The following is a 19,115-nucleotide window of genomic DNA, read 5'->3' as shown; positions in this document are numbered from 1 at the left end:
GTCGAATTGTGAGTGTTACTGCCGAAAACCTTGCTTTGGGACGCCGTTAATCGGTGTCGCAGAGCGTAAACTTTAAAGTTCCCAACCTCTTATATTTATAATTATTTACTTTCCAATATTAATGATTTCGTGTGCCATCTTTTCAGCTTCATAGTTTGAGTGCGTAACAAATATAATAGGTATCTTCCATTCATTAAATATCTTTTGAACAAGTTCAATACTCTCTTCTTTTGTTGCATCATCCAAACTTGAAAAGGGCTCATCGAGTAGAATTAAATCTGGCTTCGTACTCAGTGATCGCGCTAAAGCTACACGTTGCGCTTCACCGCCAGACAATGTCATCGGGTACTGATTCATCAAGTGACCGATGTTGAGCGTTTGTATTAAATTATCAATATGTTCAGATGGTTCAGCCATAAAAGTAATATTTTTATAAACATTCATATTAGGGAATAATTGATAATCTTGAAATAGGTAGCCCACGCGACGTTGTTGAATTTTGACATTGATTTTATGCTCCGAATCAGTCAACACACGTTCATTCACCTTAATATAAGCATAATCTGCTTCTCTCAAACCAGCAATCATATTTAATACTGTAGTCTTCCCAATTCCAGATGGTCCACGAATAGCGTAAATCTTAGGGACATGATCATCGATATCGACATGGATTTGTGTGTCCTTTAACAAGTATTCTAATTGAATTCTTAACATCTAATCGACCTCCCTATATTTATCCCGATTAACTAAATTAATCGTAGCAATCACTGTTATAGAGAAAGCGACTAGTACAAGTACCCAGAGCCAAGCTTCATTTTCTTTACCTTGTTCAACTAAGAAATAGATTTCCAGGGGCAATGTATTTGTCTTATTAGGAATATAACCTGCCACCATTAATGTTGCACCGAATTCCCCAATGGCACGTGCAAAGCTCATCATTATACCAGATAAAATTGAACGTTTAGATAAAGGTAAAATTAATTTGAAAAATATTTTAGATTCACTCGCTCCCATCGTTCGTGCAGTATTCAACATCTTTCTATCAATACTTCTAAAGCCACCAATTGTATGTTGATACATAAGTGGAAAACTAACAATGACAGATGCAATAACTGCACCTGTCAATGTGAACACTACGGGTAAGTGTAAAATATTTGTAAAGAATTGACCTATAGGTCCTCTTGTTGAGAATACAATTAATAATATAAAACCTAGTACCGTTGGTGGTAGCACAATAGGTAATATAATAAAACTTTCAAGGATTTTCACCCAATGCCCTTTCTTATTGTATAACCATTTAGAAATAAGAATCCCTAGTATTGTAACAATAATTGTACTGATTATTGCAACACGTAAAGATATCCAAAATGACGTTAAATCAGGCATGGTTTATAACTCCTTATGCTGAGAATTGGTATTCTTTAAGAATTTTTTTAGCTTTGTCAGATTTTAAGAATTTCATCCACTCTTTAGCTAATTTCTTATCTGAAGTTGCGCCAGCTTCATACACAATTGGTTTACTTAATTGAACTTGTTTAATTTCTTTTACTTTATTAGTTTTTTTCTTTTGATTGTATAAGTCAGTTTTATAAACGAAGCCTTCTTGCGCGTTACCTTTTTCTACATAGTTAAGAACTTGTTTAACATCTTTAGCATAGATAATTTTATCTTTAACTGAATCATATAATTTGTTGTCATCTAAGTATTGTTTAGCATATTTACCTGCAGGCACAGTTTTAACTTCGCCTAATGCAAGTTTGTCATTACCTTTTAAATCTTTAACTGATTGATAGTTTTTATCTTTATCGCCTACTAGCACTAATTTGTTTTTAGCATAGTTGTATGTATCGTGTGCTTTCTTTTTATCTTTTAATGCATCGACATCTTTTGTATTAGCTGACATAAATACGTCTACAGGTGCGCCTGTTTCAATTTGTTGTCTTAATGCACCAGAACCACCGTAGTTAAATTTAATGTTTGCATCTTTATGGTCTTTTTTAAATTCTTTCTCAAGTGCTTTACTTACTTCTGTTAAGCTCGCTGCTGCAGAAATTTGTAATTCTTGTTTTTTACCACTGTCAGACGAACTTGATTCTTTTTATCTCCATCTTTATTGCTGTTACTAGAATTAGAGCATCCTGCTAATACTAAGCACACTGCAATAATTAAAGCTAAAATGTGTTTTCTTTTCATGAATAAATCCCTCCACTCTGTTTTTATTATACTCTTTTGTTTTACTTTGAAAAGGATATTTATGTAAAAGTTATTGAACAAATTCGTAATAATTAATGAATGCTAAGCTAATTTATTTAATAACATTTTTAGCAATATAAACCTATAAACAAAAGAATTTAAATTTCTAACATTTAGTTTTATGATTATATTATGACTAAAGTGGGGGCACAATATTATGAATAAAGACGTATCAACTGACCAATCAATTGTGCGTTATGAGAATGGTGAATTATTTGAAACAGAAGATAATTACGTAACAGAATTCCCATTAACAATTATGGTCAATGGCGAAGAGTTCGCTACCGTTATTTGTAGTCCTACAAATATGGAAGAACTTGTTCTAGGATTTTTAGCTTCTGAGGGCGCTATTTTAAAAAGAGATGAATTAAAATCAATACAAATTGACGATAGTAAAGGGTTTGCACATGTCGAATTAACAAAATCATTAGGCGATCGTTTTGAATATTCAACTAAAAGAATGATTGCTTCATGTTGCGGAAAAAGCCGTGAATTTTATTTTCATAATGATGCAGCCATTGCGAAAACGTCAATGTCAAAAATTGAATTACAACCACAACAAATTCTAAGAATGATGACACAACTTCAAAGTGCTAGTGTGATATTCAAACAAACCGGTGGACTTCATAATGCTGCAATCAGTGATGGAGGTACATTCTTTGAACATAGGCAGGACATTGGACGTCATAATGCGCTAGATAAACTATACGGATATTGTATACAAAGACATATTTCAGTTAGAAATAAAGTACTTATATTTAGCGGGCGTATTTCTTCAGAAATTTTAATCAAGGCTGCCAAAATAGGTGTTGGAGTGATTCTATCTAAATCTGCACCAACTACGCTTGCTGTGCAATTAGCTAAAGATTTAAATATTACCGCAATTGGTTTCATCCGTGATGGTAATTTCAACATATATAGTCATCCAGAACGTATTAAAGCGAATTAGATTGGGAACATACATTCCTTTTCTAATTCGCTTTTTTATTTAAATATTTTCTTTTAAAATTTGATACCGATAACCAAGAAACGTATAACCTTGTTTAAGATACATATCCTTGGCAGTATCTTCTCCATCTGCGACAAGTATAACGGGTTTCTTTTCAGCCAACTCACCTATATAAGCTTGTATCGTTGAACCAACCCCTTGATGACGATAGGTTTCTAGTACACCAAAGCCATCAATTTCAATTGATTTCATTGAAACAATCAAATCCACGATGCCAACAGGTTGTTGGTTAATATATGCGATAAGTCTTTGTGGAATATCGTTCTCATAATAAGCTCTTATATGTTGTGCACTTGCAATGGCGTATGATTCACCAAACGGTTGAGCAAAGTATTGATAAATTTTTAAATAATCCTCAATATTTTGTTCAGAGACATGCCGAATCTCTACTTGCTGATTCTGTGGCAATTTCGATAAATCTTCGCCCTCTACAACATATAATTCCATTAATCCTAGCTCAAACCCTCGCTCTTGAATGAAATTCATCCATTGCTGAGTGAGTGGTTCATTTTCCGGAAAGTAAAACGAAAGATGTTTCGAGCCCTGTTGAGTATGAAGCCGTTGCTGCACCTTGATATCTTCTAACCATTGATTCATAGAAGGCATCACCTTGTAAAACCAAGTATTACTCGAAAATTGTAATGGTTGATTCGAAGTTAAATAAATGACTTTGCGTTGATCTTCAGACCACTTTGTACCATCTACATAGATATCTTCAAACGTTATCCGTGACATACTTATCGCCTCTGCAAATATTTCTAAAATTGATTACCCTTATTGTATCAGAGTTCTAAATCGTGTGTGATTTAAAACTGTGGCACCAATTAAACTAGCAATAATTGCTTTAATGATATCCCCTGGCATAAATGTAAATGACAATAAAATTGCCTTAGAAACCGGTATATGTATAATGAATCCCATAATAATGGTACCGAAAATATCTAATACTAATACGCCAATGATTAACGTAGCTACTAGAAGTACGCCAAAATTAATTTTCCCAAAATAGCGATCTCTTACTAAGCCTATAAAATAGGCAATAAATGGATACAAGAATAAGAATCCAGCTGAAGGACCAGCAAAGACACCAATACCTCCGCGTCCTCCTGATAATACTGGTAACCCAGTTGCAGCTAATAGTAAAAATACGATGACACTGGTAGCTCCCAACTTACGTCCTAAAATAATTCCTGCTAAAAAGATCCCAATATTTTGCAATACGATAGGCACTGGCATAAATGGTAAGGGTATACCAGGAACCAATCCTAAAATGCAAATAATTGCTGTCATTAAAGCTGTATAAACTAAGTGTTTCGTAGTCATTTGTTCATCCTCCTTACATGAGAATGATTATATCATCATTGTAAACTTTAATAAATAAAAAGTTTACATTAATTCGCTAGTCTATTTCTTCTATTTAAAAAGTTTTAATCACTATACTCGTTTAGCAAGCTGTGAAATATAGTCGAAAAACGCATTTCTTTCTACGTAGTTAACTACATTCACTTTGCGCCCATTTTCATCTTTATAAGTTTTACCTTCACTAGGACCATGGCTTATAACATCTACATTCATTTTCACTGATTTAACGAGTTTAGGTTTACCTACATAAGCTGTTGTAAGTACGTCCCATAAAAAGTAGGTTGAGTTCGTTACGAAATGTGTTAATGGAGGCACGGCAGCATAGCTTACTCCTAGAAAATCTATACCTACATGTTCTCTCTCATCAGCCCAACGTTGACGTACATCTAATGTTAATGGCACCTGATTTGTACTTTCGAGAGCGACCATATCAATCTTAATCTTACTATCGAAAACCGTTTTCACCGCTTCAGGGTCCCAGAATGCATTCCATTCTGCAGTTCCATCGTGTTCTGGTTCTTCTACATTACCTTTATCTAAAAATGTACCGCCCATCCAAACTAATTTTTCAACATTCGCTAAAAAGGCGTCGTTGTGACGAATTGCTTTGGCTAAATCTGTAAGCGGACCAGTAAATAATAATGTCACTTTTTTAGAGCTCATATTAACCTTTTGAATAATATCTTCATACGCTTCATAATCACTGACTTTAGCACGGTTAGGCGTACGTGTTTCATTCAAAATTGGTAGTGCATCCATAAAGAATGCATGCATTCTCCATTCTTTCGGGAAAGGATTCTTACCTCTTTCGTGTGAGGGGGCAACTTGAATACCTTTATTTGAAAATCTATTTATAATTTTAATAGATGCGCTAAGTGAGGGTTCTAGGTAACAATCCGCTCCAATAGTACTCACACCAATCAGATCCACATCTTCCATTTGGAGTAATAAAAATAAAGAAATTAAGTCGTCTACGCCACCATCATGGTTAAAATAAACGTTAGTCATCATTCTTCCTCCTCTATTCTTTTAATTTATTTTAACAAATTTTAATTATGTTGATTTTAAAAAAGAGGCTACCTTTTATCGGCAACCTCTTCCATTTACTCAATTGATATTCGTTAATTCCCTTTTATTTTGCATCCATTAATTTTTTCTTCAAGTCTTTACGCATGAAGTCTAAAGTATATGGATCATTATACCAATACGTCTCAGCTTTAACTTTTATAACATGCCCTTTTTTCACTGCTGGTAAGTTTTTCCAAATATTTGTTTTCTCATAACCTGGAGTAGACTTACCTGCACTTGTTGAAACAATGTAATCACCAGCAACTTTTTCAATTTGCTCTTGATTTACTTCAGCCCAACCCGCTTTTTTAGTTAAGTCATGTTGACCTTTAGACATTTTCAGACCAAATGCTTGATATAAGACTTCGCCACCGCGGCCCCAGTTATCTCCGTAAGTATATAATTTTTTATCAAATTCATCGAAGATTGAGACTGTAGAATCAGCACCAATTTTGTTTTTGATTTCTTTGCCATCTTTAGCTGTTTGACCTTTCCATTGTTTTTCCCATTTTTTAACTTCGTCTTCTTTACCTAATAATTTACCTAATTCTTCTTGTTGTTCTAAATATTTATGTTTTTGGTAATTAAATGGTACTGTAGCTGCGATTTTTTTGTATTTTTTAATATTTTTATTTTGATCTAAAACAATGATTAAGTCAGGTTTTTGTTTAGCTACCTTTTCTACATCATCGTCTCCCACTTTAGTTACACCTTTGAATTTATCTTTTAAGATACTACTTTGGTCAACTTGATTACTTACTGCGACAATATTTCCGCCTAATTTCTTAATTCCACCAGCGTATGAAGGTGCCACTACTGCAATACGCTTAGGATTTTTAGGCACTTTAATTGTTTTGCCATCATCCGTTTTGTATGACTTTGTTTCTGCTTTTTTATCTGAATCCTTTGACCCACTACCTGAATTGTTACCACATGCGGCTAATACTAGGATTAACGCAATCAAAGGTAATAATAATTTTTTCATAACTTCCTCCTAAATGATAACGATTATCAATTTCACGATTAATTATACGTAAATATTTGTAGTTTTACAATAGTTTGTTAAGTAAATATTTTTGGAAAATAAAAAAGAGACTAAGCTACAATTAATAATCTTAGTCTCCTTTAACATATTGACAGTAGATTTCACATTTAAAAGTGCACTTATATCAAGCTTCGTTCAATCTTAAACATTCCTTACATCTTACCTGTGATACTTTTAGCTATATTCGTATAGGCCATATCTTCCATTGGAGGGTTATGTAACCCCGCACGCATATCTCTATAATATCGTTGTAATGGTCGATCCATTTCTAAACTTTTAGCACCAACAATTCTCATTGCCAAATCAATCACTTCTAGTCCTTGATTCATCACCATCACTTTACTCGCAGAAGTCACATTCCATATTTGAGCATCTTCTTCATATAATTGATACCCATGTGCAGTACTCCACAAAAAATGTCTTGCCGATAGTAATAAACTTTCCATTTTACCTAAATTTTGTTGGACAGTAGGTAAATCTGCAATTGTTCCCTCGATGCTATTTGGACTATAATTTTCCGCAAAATGAACAGCATAATCACGAGCGGCCTGTGCGATACCTAAGTAACAACTCGGAATATGAAGAATCCAGCCATTCGGTTGAGGTTTACGTCCAGCTTCAACAAAGTATTCTGTTGGTACATGAACATCATTCAATACAAGATCATGACTTTCAGTTGCACGCATACCAACCATATTCCAGTTATCAGCAACCTCTACACCTGCATATTCTCGAGGAACTAAGAAGAATCCAACTGAATCAATCTCTTCAACATACGCACCAACGATATAATGCGTCAATGCCTTACTCATTGATGTAAAAGTTTTAACTCCATTTAAAACGTAACCATCGTCAACTTTAACCGCATGTGTACCTGGGCGACCACCTCTTGTTGGACTTCCTGTTTCGGCTTCACTTACTGCTCGATTTACAAGTGCACCATTGACTACTTCTTTAGCAAATGCATCAAGCATTCGTTGATCCCACATATGTTGCTCATATAATTGGCCCACCACACTTAAGTGCCAACCTATCGATAAAGCAGTAGCACCATCTATTGCACCTAAATAACTTTGAAGAATTACCATATCTTCAATGGTTGCCCCTTCGCCTCCATAGTATTTCGGCAATGTTAGTTTTGTATAGCCTTCTTGAATAAGCCATTCAATATTTTTATATGGAAATTGCGCTTTTTCATCGTTTTCAGTAGCGCGTTCTTTGAATATATCTTCCACTTCTTTAAATTTTTGAATCCACCGTTTTTGAATTTCTGTGCGTACTAGAAATGACTGTACCACAACTCTCACCTCGAATATTCATAATTACATCCCTTTAATTATTCCTAGTTTAACACTCGACTTTTATATATGGAAGTCAACTGCCATTGAAAATCATTCAAATGTAAAGGAAGCAGCAACCATAAGCATACGTATAAACTCTCTCACTATGAGCAGATGTCATATGAATTGCTAAAAGTATCAAGGATAAAAAATTAATCGCAATCTAAAAGCTCCTAAAATGAATGTTTAATCAATCCATTTAGGAGCTCATTTTATATCATTTATTTGATTTTAAATTTAAAAATTCTTTTTCTGTATGCATATATGATTATCACTTTTTATAAAAACAAATGCGACACCTTATGCACGATTTTTCATTCCAGCAAATAACATGATCCATGTAGCTAAAATAAATGGCATGGTAAGTGCAGGTAATCCAAACGGTTCTAATAACGTATTTAATCCCAAATGGATAAAGACTGTTAAAACGATACCAAGCACTGTTGCTAAATATGCGTTCATTGTAGATTTAAAAGTGACTCCTAAAGCAATCGCTGTTAAAACTAAATTGTAACCGAACAAGCCCTCATTAATATCGCTATAATTACCACCTAACAATCCTACAATTAAGAAACCAATAATATTAGCAACAATTGATAAGATAGCTGCCTTTCTTGAGCCTATAAAAATTCCAATTATAATCAACAAGCCGCCTATCACGCTTGGCACAAGAAATACTTGGCTAAATCCTTCAGTTAAAGATTGGAAAAATTGTATTGTTTCATTCCCCGTATCAAACGATGTTTTCTTAATATGGCTAGGGATGATATCAAGTTGTGTATTTAACGATTTAACTTGACCAGGTATCAACACAGTAATCCATGTCATCATCACAAAAGGTGATGTTAACATCGCTATACCATAAGGCTTTAACAATTCTCTAATAGCCGAACCTACTGGTAGCGTCAAAATGGTTGCAATTAAAGTAATCACTAAGCCACTCAAATTATGATTAAGGAAAAGTGTGAGCGCTACAGCTGTTAAAACAGGACTAAAACCTGCGAGACCATTGTCAATCTCATCTTGTGAATAATTCATGTATGGAGCCAAAACAAATGAGATAGCACTAGCGATGAGTGCACTTAAACCAACTTGCCAATTTGCTACAAACAAACCAATTAATACAAACAATCCGGTCCACTTATTATTAATTAATAAAACTTGAGAGATATTCTTTAACATAATACTAATTGTTTTCAATTCTTTCACCTTTATTCTTAAAATTTAAAAGCATTTTCTAGCATATCCATAAAATGCTTCTGATATTAATAATACTTTTTCTAATAGAACTTTTTTAAACATTAGATAAATTTTATATTTATTGGTAAATATATACTAAGTTTAAACCATCTTTATATAAATAACCAAAATTTTCTTCTCGTTTTACTTGTTAATTTAATTAAATCGTCTTAATATTAATTTTGCAAGGCAAATTTTTTGAAAGAAGGGATTATTTTGCACTTTACACAACGAGAGCAAGACAAGTTAATGATAGTTGTGGCTGCAGAAGTCGCTCGTCGCAGAAAAGCACGAGGCCTTAAACTTAATCATCCTGAAGCGCTCGCTTTAATTAGTGATGAACTACTAGAAGGAGCACGTGATGGTAAAACTGTTGCTGAACTTATGAGCTATGGAAAAACGATTTTAAATGAAGAAGATGTCATGGATGGCGTTGCAAGTATGATTAAAGAAATAGAAATCGAAGCAACATTCCCAGATGGAACTAAATTAATTACTGTCCATCATCCAATAGTTTAAGGAGGACAAAAATGATTCCTGGAGAAATTAAAGTTAAAAATACTGAAATAGAAATAAATAAGCATCATCCTGAAACAGTCTTAGAGGTTAAGAATACTGGTGACCGACCTATTCAAGTTGGTTCACACTTCCATTTTTTCGAAGCTAATCAGGCATTAAAATTTGATCGTGAAAAAGCTTACGGTAAACATTTAGATATTCCTGCCGGTGCTGCGGTAAGATTTGAACCCGGTGATGAAAAAGAAATTCAACTCGTTGAATATTCTGGACGTCGCAAAATTTATGGATTCCGTGGTTTAGTTAATGGAGATATAGATGAAGAACGCGTATATCGCCCTACTGGTAAGGAAGATGAAAATGCTGGTGTCTTCGGGGATGAAGGCGAGCAAAACGCAAATAAAAAAGGTGGTAAGTAATCATGAGTTTTAAAATGACACAATCTCAATATACAAGTTTATACGGTCCAACCGTTGGAGATTCAGTGAGATTAGGTGATACAAACCTTTTTGCACAAGTTGAAAAAGATTATGCCAATTATGGAGATGAAGCTACTTTCGGTGGTGGTAAATCTATCAGAGATGGTATGGCTCAAAACCCTAACGTCACTCGAGATGATAAAAATGTTGCGGATTTAGTACTTACCAATGCACTTATCATTGATTATGACAAAATTGTCAAAGCAGACATTGGCGTAAAGAATGGTTACATTTTCAAAATTGGTAAAGCTGGAAACCCTGACATTATGGATAACGTAGATATTATTATTGGTTCTACTACAGATGTCATTGCAGCAGAAGGTAAAATCGTTACTGCTGGCGGTATTGATACACATGTTCACTTTATTAATCCTGAACAAGCGGAAGTTGCGCTTGAAAGTGGTATCACAACTCATATTGGTGGAGGAACTGGTGCCTCTGAAGGTGCTAAAGCTACTACTGTAACACCTGGACCATGGCATATTCACCGTATGTTAGAAGCCGCTGAAGAATTACCTATTAATGTAGGATTTACTGGTAAAGGTCAAGCCGTTAACCACACTGCTTTAATCGAACAGATTCATGCAGGTGTTATTGGTCTTAAAGTACACGAAGACTGGGGAGCTACGCCTTCAGCATTAAGTCATGCATTAGATGTTGCAGATGAATTTGATATTCAAATCGCATTACACGCAGATACGCTAAATGAAGCAGGATTTATGGAAGATACGATGGAAGCTGTTAAAGGTCGAGTACTTCACATGTATCACACTGAAGGTGCTGGCGGTGGACACGCACCAGACTTAATTAAATCCGCTTCTTACCCTAATATTCTACCGTCATCTACGAACCCTACCCTACCTTACACACAAAATACTGTCGATGAACATTTAGATATGGTTATGATTACACACCACTTAAATGCTTCTATACCTGAAGATATTGCATTCGCAGATTCTCGTATACGTAAGGAAACAATTGCAGCAGAAGACGTACTCCAAGACATGGGTGTCTTCAGTATGATTAGTTCAGACTCTCAAGCAATGGGACGTGTTGGCGAAGTTATCCTTCGTACTTGGCAAGTTGCACACCGTATGAAAGCACAACGTGGCTTCCTTGAAGGAGATTCAGAATATAATGATAACAATCGTATTAAACGTTATATTGCGAAATATACTATCAACCCAGCGATTACTCATGGTATTTCTGAATACGTAGGTTCTGTTGAAGCTGGTAAATTTGCAGACCTTGTAATGTGGGAACCTGCTTTCTTTGGGGTTAAACCTGAGCTTATCGTTAAAGGCGGTCTTATCAATTCAGCGGTTAATGGTGATGCAAACGGCTCTATTCCAACTTCTGAACCTCAAAAATATCGTAAAATGTACGGTCAATATGGCGGAAATATTACACATACAGCAATGACTTTCGTTTCTAATACTGCTTATGAAAATGGTATTTACCGTCAATTAAATTTAAAACGTATGGTTCGTCCCGTTAAAAACATTCGTAATCTGTCTAAAGCAGATATGAAAAACAACAATGCTACACCTAAATTAGATGTAGATCCGCAAACTTATGAAGTATTTGTTGATGGTGAAAAAATCACCAGTGAGGCGGCAACAGAATTACCACTTACTCAAAGATACTTCTTATTCTAGGAGGCATGCACAAATGATTATTGAAGAAATCCAAGGCAACATTGCAAACTTATCTCCAGAAGAAAAGCAAAAGCATGTTGAAAAAGTTTACTTAGAAAATTCTGATTTAGTTAAACGCATCCAACGTGTTACAACTGATCATGGCAATGAAATCGGTATCCGTTTAAAACAACCTATCGATTTGCAATATGGAGATATTTTATTTCAAGATGATAAGAATATGATTATTGTCGACGTTAACTCTGAAGATTTATTAGTTATTAAACCTAGAAATCTTAAAGAAATGGGAGATATCGCACATCAACTTGGTAACCGTCATCTCCCTGCTCAATTTACAGAAACTGAAATGTTAGTTCAATATGACTATCTCGTAGAAGATTTATTAAAACAACTAGGCATCCCTTATAGCCATGAAGATAGAAAGGTAAATCAAGCCTTTAGACATATAGGACATTCTCATGATTGATCATCAAAAATTGAGATTATTTCAGTTCTGTGATTCACAATTTCCAACCGGTGCGTTTAGTCACTCATTTGGACTTGAAACATATATACAACGAGAAACAGTCAATGATGCTGAATCATTTACACGTTGGTTAAAACTATTCCTAAATGAACAATTAACGTATGCTGATGGCTTAGCCATGAGAATCGTATATGACGCATTAGAAAATAATAACGAGAGCAAAATACTAGAAATCGATCAAAAAATTTTCGTACAAAGTTTACCTAAAGAAACACGTGTGGGTACCAAGCAGATGGGTACACGTATGGTTAAATTAGCATTGGAACTTTACGATGCGACTTGGATTCATTGGTATCATAATCAAATGAAACTTAAAAAAGCGAAATTGCACCCTGCGATTTGCTTTACCATGCTGGGACATCACCTAGGTCTCGATATCAATACGATTATCGATTACTATTTATATCAAAATGTTTCAAGTCTAACGCAAAATGCTGTAAGAGCTATTCCTCTCGGACAAACAGCTGGACAAAAAGTAGTCAAAGAAATGATTCCATATATTGAAAGAACACGTGATCACATTATAGATTTAGAAGAATCTAACTTTGGCATGACCGCTCCAGGTCTAGAACTTAATCAAATGGAACATGAAAATGTTAATGTAAGAATATTTATTTCATAGGAGGCCAGATTATGACAGAACCAATCAAAATTGGAATTGGCGGACCTGTAGGTGCAGGTAAAACTCAATTAATTGAAAAAGTCGTTAAACGTCTATCAAAAGATATGAGTATCGGTGTTATTACAAATGATATTTATACTAAAGAGGACGAAAAAATATTAGTCAATACGGGCGTATTACCTGAAGATAGAATTATTGGTGTAGAAACGGGTGGATGCCCACATACTGCTATTCGTGAAGATGCTTCTATGAATTTTGCAGCAATTGATGAACTATTAGAACGTAACGATGATATAGAACTCATTTTTATTGAATCAGGTGGCGATAATTTAGCTGCTACATTCAGTCCTGAACTTGTTGATTTTTCAATTTATATCATCGATGTTGCGCAAGGCGAAAAAATCCCACGTAAAGGTGGTCAAGGAATGATTAAATCTGATTTCTTCATTATTAATAAAACAGATTTAGCACCATATGTAGGCGCATCTTTAAATCAAATGGCTGAAGATACTAAAGTTTTCCGTGGTAATCGACCTTTCGCTTTCACTAATTTGAAAACAGACGAAGGTTTAGACGAAGTAATTGAATGGATTGAACGAGATACACTACTTAAAGGGTTAGCATAATGACACAATCTAAATGGACAGGAGAACTTGACTTAACAGTATTTCATAACGGTAAACGTTCAGTTGCACGAGATATATTTTTCGAGAAAGCACTGAAAGTCATTCGTCCTGTCTATCTTAACCAATCTACAATTCCAACCTTTTACATTGTCAATGTAGGTGGCGGATATTTAGACGGCGACCGATATCGTTTAAATATAAATCTTGAAGAAAATGCACAAGTCACACTCACATCACAAGGTGCAACTAAAATTTATAAAACTTTGAATGACCGTGTAGAACAATATCAGACATTCAATTTAGAAAATAATTCATATATGGAAAAAATAGCAGAAAAAATAATTGCTTATGAAAATGCTAAATTCTATCAACATAATACCTTTAATTTGAAAAGTGGAAGTTCAATGTTTTACACAGATATTTTGACACCTGGTTATTCTTCCAACGACCAAGACTTTACCTATAAATATATGCATTTAGTGAATGAAATATATATGGATGGTGAATTAGTCACTTTTGACAATATGTTATTAAACCCTGAGAAGAATCAAATCGACTCAATGGGTTATATGGAAGATTATACACATCTAGGTTCAGCGTATTTCGTTCACCCTGATGTCAATCAGAACTTTATAGATGACATTTATGACACGATTTCTCATTTTGAAAAGGAAATGGATTGTAGATTAGGCATTTCTCAATTACCTACTCACGGTCTTGCTATCAGAATACTCGCACACCGCACTCAAGCAATTGAAAAGATATTAACACATGTTCAATCCTTCATTGCACAAAGACTTTATCATCGTCAACTTGATTTTTTAAGAAAATACTAAATAATTTTGTTCAATTTAAAAAGACTAGGTATACTATATTGGTAGTATACCTAGTCTTTTTTAGAAATCTTCATCTTAAAACACACATGAAACTTCAGTTCTCTAGTATTATTAAATATATTTTTCTAATTCTGCAATTAACTTTTTAATTTTCTCTCGTTGTTCTGCTGTTACAAATACAATAACTGTTCTTTCATCATGCACGCTTCGCTTTTTTGATAGTAAATTCAAGTCTTTTAACTTTTGTAATGCTTTCGTTAAATAGTACGGTTTAAATTCTGAACATGTAGCAATTTCTTTTGAAGATATTTCGTTAGATTCACTTTTTAAAATGTGATTAAGAATATAAATTTCTTCATAATTTAAATTATACTGCTTTTTAGTATCTCTAAAAAATTTCTTCACTTGAAATGTAGCATTGACCAAATCATTGATGTCTTTTATTTTTCCCATTTTAAAACCACTCCTCTGATGCACATCTTGTTGTAGAAAGGTTCACATGTATTTTATCTAATCGAAAATTTCTCCGCCCATGTTACAAAATACATTTTAAACAAATAGGTATAAAAATTCAATATTTTTATTACTACAATATGCATTTATAGATTTATTTCTAAACCCAAACATTTATATTAGTGATTTTGATGTAATTAAAATTTATAATCCAAATGATATAACACTAATTACACCAACGTATTTTTTAAATTTTTTATATTACCTATCAGTTTAATTGGACTTCACATAATATTTTGTTAAGAATGATTAAAAGGTAATTTGACATCAAAGTTTATTCTCAAATCAATAGCTACACGTTTTTATTGAATCTTTTGCTTAACGTAATCTACAAATGCTTGCACATCTTCAGTTTTTATTTGTTTCATTGGGACCTTCCCAATATTAAATTCAAACATGATATCTTTACCGTCATAATCAACTTGATTCACTTCATCATAACGAATATTTCTATAGTAGAATTGGCCATTCATATCTACATTCATAATTAAGCGTTCATTCGTGGCAATAAAAGCACCTTCGAATTCATTTTGACCTTGCACGCTATACTCTATTATACCTAGAACTGATGGCCCTTTCTTTTCAGTAGGAAACAAATCGTCTGGATTTACATTGTCTAGAATCATAAGTATGTACTCTCCTTGCTATATCTTTCATTATAAATTTAATTATAATTGTTCTATTCCCTTTTCTAGGCATCTGTAACATTCCTCGATTGTAGATTTGATATAAGGTACCTTCTCTTCTTTAATAGTTAATACGATATTTCGCTCATCTTCCTTACTTCTACTTTTATCTACATAACCTTTTAATTGTAATTTCTTAATAATTGGACTTACTGTAACAATCCCTTTTAACGAATGTGCCTTAATATTTTTAAAAGTGGTTTGCTTGTTGTTAATGATAAGTAAACCTAGAATATAAAGTTCTTCCAATGATAAGTGTTTAAAGTTGGCGGATTTTTGAATTTCTTCAAATTGTTCATGGCACGTAAAATAGTATGGAATGATGGTGAAGTGATGTATATGCTTGATTGACTTTGACTTCATTTCTAGAAATGCTTTAAAATCTTCAAACATTTGTAATACTTTTTCTCGTTGATGCTGAGTTAAATTAATGACTAGTCGCCTCTGATCTAATGGATCGCGTTCTTTTGAAATCCAATTAAAATCATATAAATGGGTAATGAGCTTAAGTAAATGATTTTTTTGATAATTTTTGTAAAAAATAATAGCATTCAAACTTAAGCCTTCGCTGTGATGATGAGTAAATTGATAAATAAACTGTAATAGTTTAAATTGTTCTATTGTTAAGTAATAGGAAAATCTTAAATATTCTATTGATATGTGATCTAATACAAAGTGCGCAAGAAAACTTTTAATCTTCTGTTGATGCATTTGATGACAATCCTCTCTTAGCAATCAACCACGCTCTACAATGAACTAAGAAATTTGATGTGGGCAATACTAACTTTAGGAATATCGATTGAAGAATTTATTACGTCTTTATGATTTAATTTAGCTAACCAATGCTGGTTATGATACAGCATAAGATTGTCCAGACTTTTATTCTCATTCATCGCATATTGTTGAATATCTATATATTCAGTGTCTGCATGGCTGAGTTGTTTAATATCTGAAAAAATTAATCGATACTGATGCACATTCATTTTTACCTTACTATTTAAAAAGTAAGTTACCACTTGATACTCATGTTTATATCGCGTCATTATCATCTCATTGCTTCTATAGACAATATTTCCTCTTAACTGATTTAGCATACTTAATACATATGTTAATAACTGAAACGAGTTTAATTCCTGTTTGACTATTTTAGTTATTTCATATTGTTCAGATTGTGGTAACACTAATCCGCCCAATTTATCATAATGCGTCATCAATAATTTAAAATGATTAAGTATTGTTTGATTTAATATCGTTTCTTTACTATTTACTAAACAATCTACTTCAACAATTAATTTGGAGAGTGAAATGTTTACTCTTTCAAGTTGCATGACAGGTATCATGATTTTATCCACTTTTGATTCTATTTGTGTTAAATCTACTTCTTCGTATTGACCCTTTTTAAATCGATAAATCAATTGATACTCTTCAAAATATCTATTAATCATTTGTTTAAGTTGTTCAACAAAATGACTTGTTACTCTTTCAATAAGAAATCCTAAATGAAGATGATTAAATTGTCTTAATACTAAAAACAATACATCTAATGCATGATTAAAAGACATTTTTTCATTTGAAGTAAATACATCTGACCTTTGAGTTGTTATTTTAAATATTGGAGACATATTTGAATCTGCAATAAAGTGTAAGAGTTTGTATAACTCTTTGATAAACACTTCTCTTTCGTTTGAAATATTTAAATAATCCAACTCTACAATATAGTGTATCGTTCTTTTATTGATATTTAGCGCTCGTTTCATATTTAGAAAAGACAATTGATCAAAATAATTACTTTTATTTTGTTCAATGTAGATGTTTGACGGATGATATCTCACATGACTTTCTTTCATCTTTATTTGTCGTTCTTCTATTTTATGCTGAGTTGTTTCTTGTATTGAACTCACTAACTTTAGAATATGTCGATTTAAATCAATTTCTTCAGATTCATTTTGGAAGATAGACGTCGTTCTATAATCTTTTCTAATCAATTTAGGTGTTTGTCCATATGTATCTTTAAATAACTGTATAAATCGAGAATAATGATGAAATCCATGCTCAATAGCTATATCTTCAATTGGTCTATGTGTAGTTAAAATATCGATAAGGCAAAACTTTAATCGAATATGATTAAGATATTGATTAAATGTTTGAAAAGGCGTTTCCTTAAACATATGCGTAAGTGTTTGATTAGATATATTTACTGCATTAACCAAATCTTGTTTATTTATCTTATTATCGTGATGGTTGACTAAATATTCATGAACTTCTTCAGAAAAATACATCCTCTTATTAAACTTTAAATATTCAACTTTACAAGTACTTAATTCTACAAGAATATATTGAATTAATTTATTCGTTTCTACTTCATCTATTTTCTGGATACAATGCATTTCTAATAATTTTAAAATCCAATATTTAGTTCTACCTTTTTCATCTTTATCAATTTTTGAACCACTGGATAAAATATGATGCCCAGTAATTCTCATATATAAATGAATAGGTATGTCGATTACACAGCATATCGAATCTTTACTACTTTCTATACTATAAATATCATTTAGAATCACAAATGCGATTTCATCTTTGCTTAAGTCAAATTCTTGTAAATTGATAGTCATTTTACAATTGCCATTTAAACAGTAGAATACTCTTATACTTAACGCTTTAGTTGTTTCTATAGCTAAATGATTAAAAACACGTATCGAATAATTATCTCTCATATGTCTTCCTCGCGATGTATTAATGTGTTTTTGTTTAATAAACTTCTCCCCGACTGTCAAAACTAAATTTAACTAGACAACATCTATTTTTCACTAATAATTGTACAATGTTCAAAATTTTAGCTGTAACAAATTAGATTAATATTATATCAATTTTCATTTTTATTTAAATAGCCTAACTCAATATTTTTACCTCGATATCCTTAATAAATCTTTTAATATCCACTCTATTTACTCATTCGTTATATATTTTTATATTTTAATTCATTAGAAAAATCGATTATTAACAAATTCAATTGTCCTAAAGAATTTTCTGTAAATTTACAGTGTTGTAACAAGGAAATATGTTCTAAAAATATAAAAACCTGTCATCATCGAATTTAACCAGTTTAAAAATAAAAATTGAGTTAAATGAAATCGTGTAACAATATTAGCAAAAAATTACAAAACGTTAACAAGGCACACAAGCGTACTTTTTTCTGTTAAAGTATTGCTTGTCGTTAAGAGAACGAAATAAAACATGAGTAACCTACTGGTTACATTACTATTAAATAAAAAATTATAATTTAATTCTCAGGAGGATATTTATCAATGAAAAAAATCGCTACAGCTACAATCGC

Annotated in this window: 20 protein-coding genes and 1 pseudogene; 8 read left to right on the top strand and 13 right to left on the bottom strand. The window is 32.7% G+C overall.

What is annotated here, in order from left to right:
* Positions 1-105: 105 nt before the first annotated feature.
* From HMPREF3264_RS03010 to modA, 3 genes and pseudogenes are all read right to left on the bottom strand, one after another.
* Positions 106-714: an ATP-binding cassette domain-containing protein gene (locus HMPREF3264_RS03010; protein WP_070871884.1), complete on the bottom strand. Its 609-nt coding sequence runs from the start codon at positions 712-714 to the stop codon at positions 106-108.
* Positions 715-1,386, bottom strand: a complete 672-nt coding sequence (gene modB, locus HMPREF3264_RS03005; protein ID WP_002443804.1) for a molybdate ABC transporter permease subunit — start codon at positions 1,384-1,386, stop codon at positions 715-717.
* A gap of 13 nt (positions 1,387-1,399) precedes the next feature.
* Positions 1,400-2,193, bottom strand: a pseudogene (gene modA, locus HMPREF3264_RS03000) (molybdate ABC transporter substrate-binding protein).
* Positions 2,194-2,410: 217 nt separating this feature from the next.
* On the opposite strand from modA, the gene fdhD reads away from it, so the two are divergent.
* Complete coding sequence (gene fdhD, locus HMPREF3264_RS02995) at positions 2,411-3,202, top strand: formate dehydrogenase accessory sulfurtransferase FdhD (protein WP_002443809.1); 792 nt, start codon at positions 2,411-2,413, stop codon at positions 3,200-3,202.
* A 39-nt stretch (positions 3,203-3,241) separates the two neighbouring features.
* On the opposite strand, the gene HMPREF3264_RS02990 is transcribed toward fdhD, so the two are convergent.
* The 6 genes from HMPREF3264_RS02990 to yut all read right to left on the bottom strand — a co-directional run bounded on the left by HMPREF3264_RS02990 (position 3,242) and on the right by yut (position 9,277).
* Positions 3,242-3,997, bottom strand: a complete 756-nt coding sequence (locus tag HMPREF3264_RS02990; protein WP_070830326.1) for a GNAT family N-acetyltransferase — start codon at positions 3,995-3,997, stop codon at positions 3,242-3,244.
* A 39-nt stretch (positions 3,998-4,036) separates the two neighbouring features.
* Positions 4,037-4,585, bottom strand: a complete 549-nt coding sequence (locus HMPREF3264_RS02985; protein WP_002443813.1) for a biotin transporter BioY — start codon at positions 4,583-4,585, stop codon at positions 4,037-4,039.
* Between the two features lie 111 nt (positions 4,586-4,696).
* Positions 4,697-5,635 carry a nucleoside hydrolase gene (locus HMPREF3264_RS02980; RefSeq protein ID WP_141764428.1) on the bottom strand — a complete coding sequence of 313 codons (939 nt, stop codon included), beginning with the start codon at positions 5,633-5,635 and terminating at the stop codon, positions 4,697-4,699.
* Positions 5,636-5,756: 121 nt separating this feature from the next.
* Positions 5,757-6,677 carry an ABC transporter substrate-binding protein gene (locus tag HMPREF3264_RS02975; protein WP_070871882.1) on the bottom strand — a complete coding sequence of 307 codons (921 nt, stop codon included), beginning with the start codon at positions 6,675-6,677 and terminating at the stop codon, positions 5,757-5,759.
* Positions 6,678-6,889: 212 nt separating this feature from the next.
* Positions 6,890-8,035, bottom strand: coding sequence for an acyl-CoA dehydrogenase family protein (locus HMPREF3264_RS02970; protein ID WP_070871881.1), 1,146 nt, complete (start codon positions 8,033-8,035; stop codon positions 6,890-6,892).
* Positions 8,036-8,377: 342 nt separating this feature from the next.
* The gene (gene yut, locus HMPREF3264_RS02965; protein WP_070871880.1) at positions 8,378-9,277 is read right to left on the bottom strand and encodes an urea transporter; all 900 of its coding nucleotides are present in this window, start codon (positions 9,275-9,277) and stop codon (positions 8,378-8,380) included.
* Between the two features lie 255 nt (positions 9,278-9,532).
* On the opposite strand from yut, the gene HMPREF3264_RS02960 reads away from it, so the two are divergent.
* The 7 genes from HMPREF3264_RS02960 to HMPREF3264_RS02930 are packed head-to-tail and all read left to right on the top strand — an operon-like array spanning position 9,533 to position 14,579.
* The gene (locus HMPREF3264_RS02960; RefSeq protein ID WP_037541599.1) at positions 9,533-9,835 is read left to right on the top strand and encodes an urease subunit gamma; all 303 of its coding nucleotides are present in this window, start codon (positions 9,533-9,535) and stop codon (positions 9,833-9,835) included.
* Positions 9,836-9,846: 11 nt separating this feature from the next.
* The gene (locus HMPREF3264_RS02955) at positions 9,847-10,251 is read left to right on the top strand and encodes an urease subunit beta (protein ID WP_002443828.1); all 405 of its coding nucleotides are present in this window, start codon (positions 9,847-9,849) and stop codon (positions 10,249-10,251) included.
* A gap of 2 nt (positions 10,252-10,253) precedes the next feature.
* Positions 10,254-11,969: an urease subunit alpha gene (gene ureC / locus HMPREF3264_RS02950; protein ID WP_002443829.1), complete on the top strand. Its 1,716-nt coding sequence runs from the start codon at positions 10,254-10,256 to the stop codon at positions 11,967-11,969.
* Positions 11,970-11,982: 13 nt separating this feature from the next.
* Positions 11,983-12,435 carry an urease accessory protein UreE gene (gene ureE, locus HMPREF3264_RS02945; protein ID WP_002443831.1) on the top strand — a complete coding sequence of 151 codons (453 nt, stop codon included), beginning with the start codon at positions 11,983-11,985 and terminating at the stop codon, positions 12,433-12,435.
* The gene (locus HMPREF3264_RS02940) at positions 12,428-13,117 is read left to right on the top strand and encodes an urease accessory protein UreF (RefSeq protein ID WP_070871879.1); all 690 of its coding nucleotides are present in this window, start codon (positions 12,428-12,430) and stop codon (positions 13,115-13,117) included. Before ureE ends, HMPREF3264_RS02940 begins: the two co-directional genes overlap by 8 nt.
* 11 nt (positions 13,118-13,128) lie before the next feature.
* Positions 13,129-13,743 (top strand): urease accessory protein UreG, encoded by a 615-nt coding sequence (gene ureG / locus HMPREF3264_RS02935; RefSeq protein ID WP_070871878.1) that lies wholly within the window; start codon positions 13,129-13,131, stop codon positions 13,741-13,743.
* A complete protein-coding gene (locus tag HMPREF3264_RS02930; protein WP_070871877.1) occupies positions 13,743-14,579 on the top strand; it encodes an urease accessory protein UreD in 837 nt (278 codons plus the stop codon). Before ureG ends, HMPREF3264_RS02930 begins: the two co-directional genes overlap by 1 nt.
* 111 nt (positions 14,580-14,690) lie before the next feature.
* On the opposite strand, the gene HMPREF3264_RS02925 is transcribed toward HMPREF3264_RS02930, so the two are convergent.
* The 4 genes from HMPREF3264_RS02925 to HMPREF3264_RS02910 form a co-directional block, all read right to left on the bottom strand.
* Positions 14,691-15,032 (bottom strand): SarA family transcriptional regulator, encoded by a 342-nt coding sequence (locus tag HMPREF3264_RS02925; protein WP_037541600.1) that lies wholly within the window; start codon positions 15,030-15,032, stop codon positions 14,691-14,693.
* 362 nt (positions 15,033-15,394) lie between these two features.
* Entirely contained in the window at positions 15,395-15,718 is a 324-nt protein-coding gene (locus HMPREF3264_RS02920; protein WP_002443841.1) for a PH domain-containing protein, read from the bottom strand.
* A 42-nt stretch (positions 15,719-15,760) separates the two neighbouring features.
* Complete coding sequence (locus HMPREF3264_RS02915; RefSeq protein WP_044466804.1) at positions 15,761-16,489, bottom strand: transcriptional regulator, SarA/Rot family; 729 nt, start codon at positions 16,487-16,489, stop codon at positions 15,761-15,763.
* Positions 16,490-16,524: 35 nt separating this feature from the next.
* Positions 16,525-18,495 carry a helix-turn-helix transcriptional regulator gene (locus HMPREF3264_RS02910; protein ID WP_070871876.1) on the bottom strand — a complete coding sequence of 657 codons (1,971 nt, stop codon included), beginning with the start codon at positions 18,493-18,495 and terminating at the stop codon, positions 16,525-16,527.
* Between the last annotated feature and the right edge of the window lie 620 nt (positions 18,496-19,115).

The organism is Staphylococcus sp. HMSC62A08, from assembly GCF_001839105.1.
GTDB classification, from domain to species: domain Bacteria; phylum Bacillota; class Bacilli; order Staphylococcales; family Staphylococcaceae; genus Staphylococcus; species Staphylococcus caprae.
This window is presented reverse-complemented; position numbering and strand designations above follow the sequence as displayed.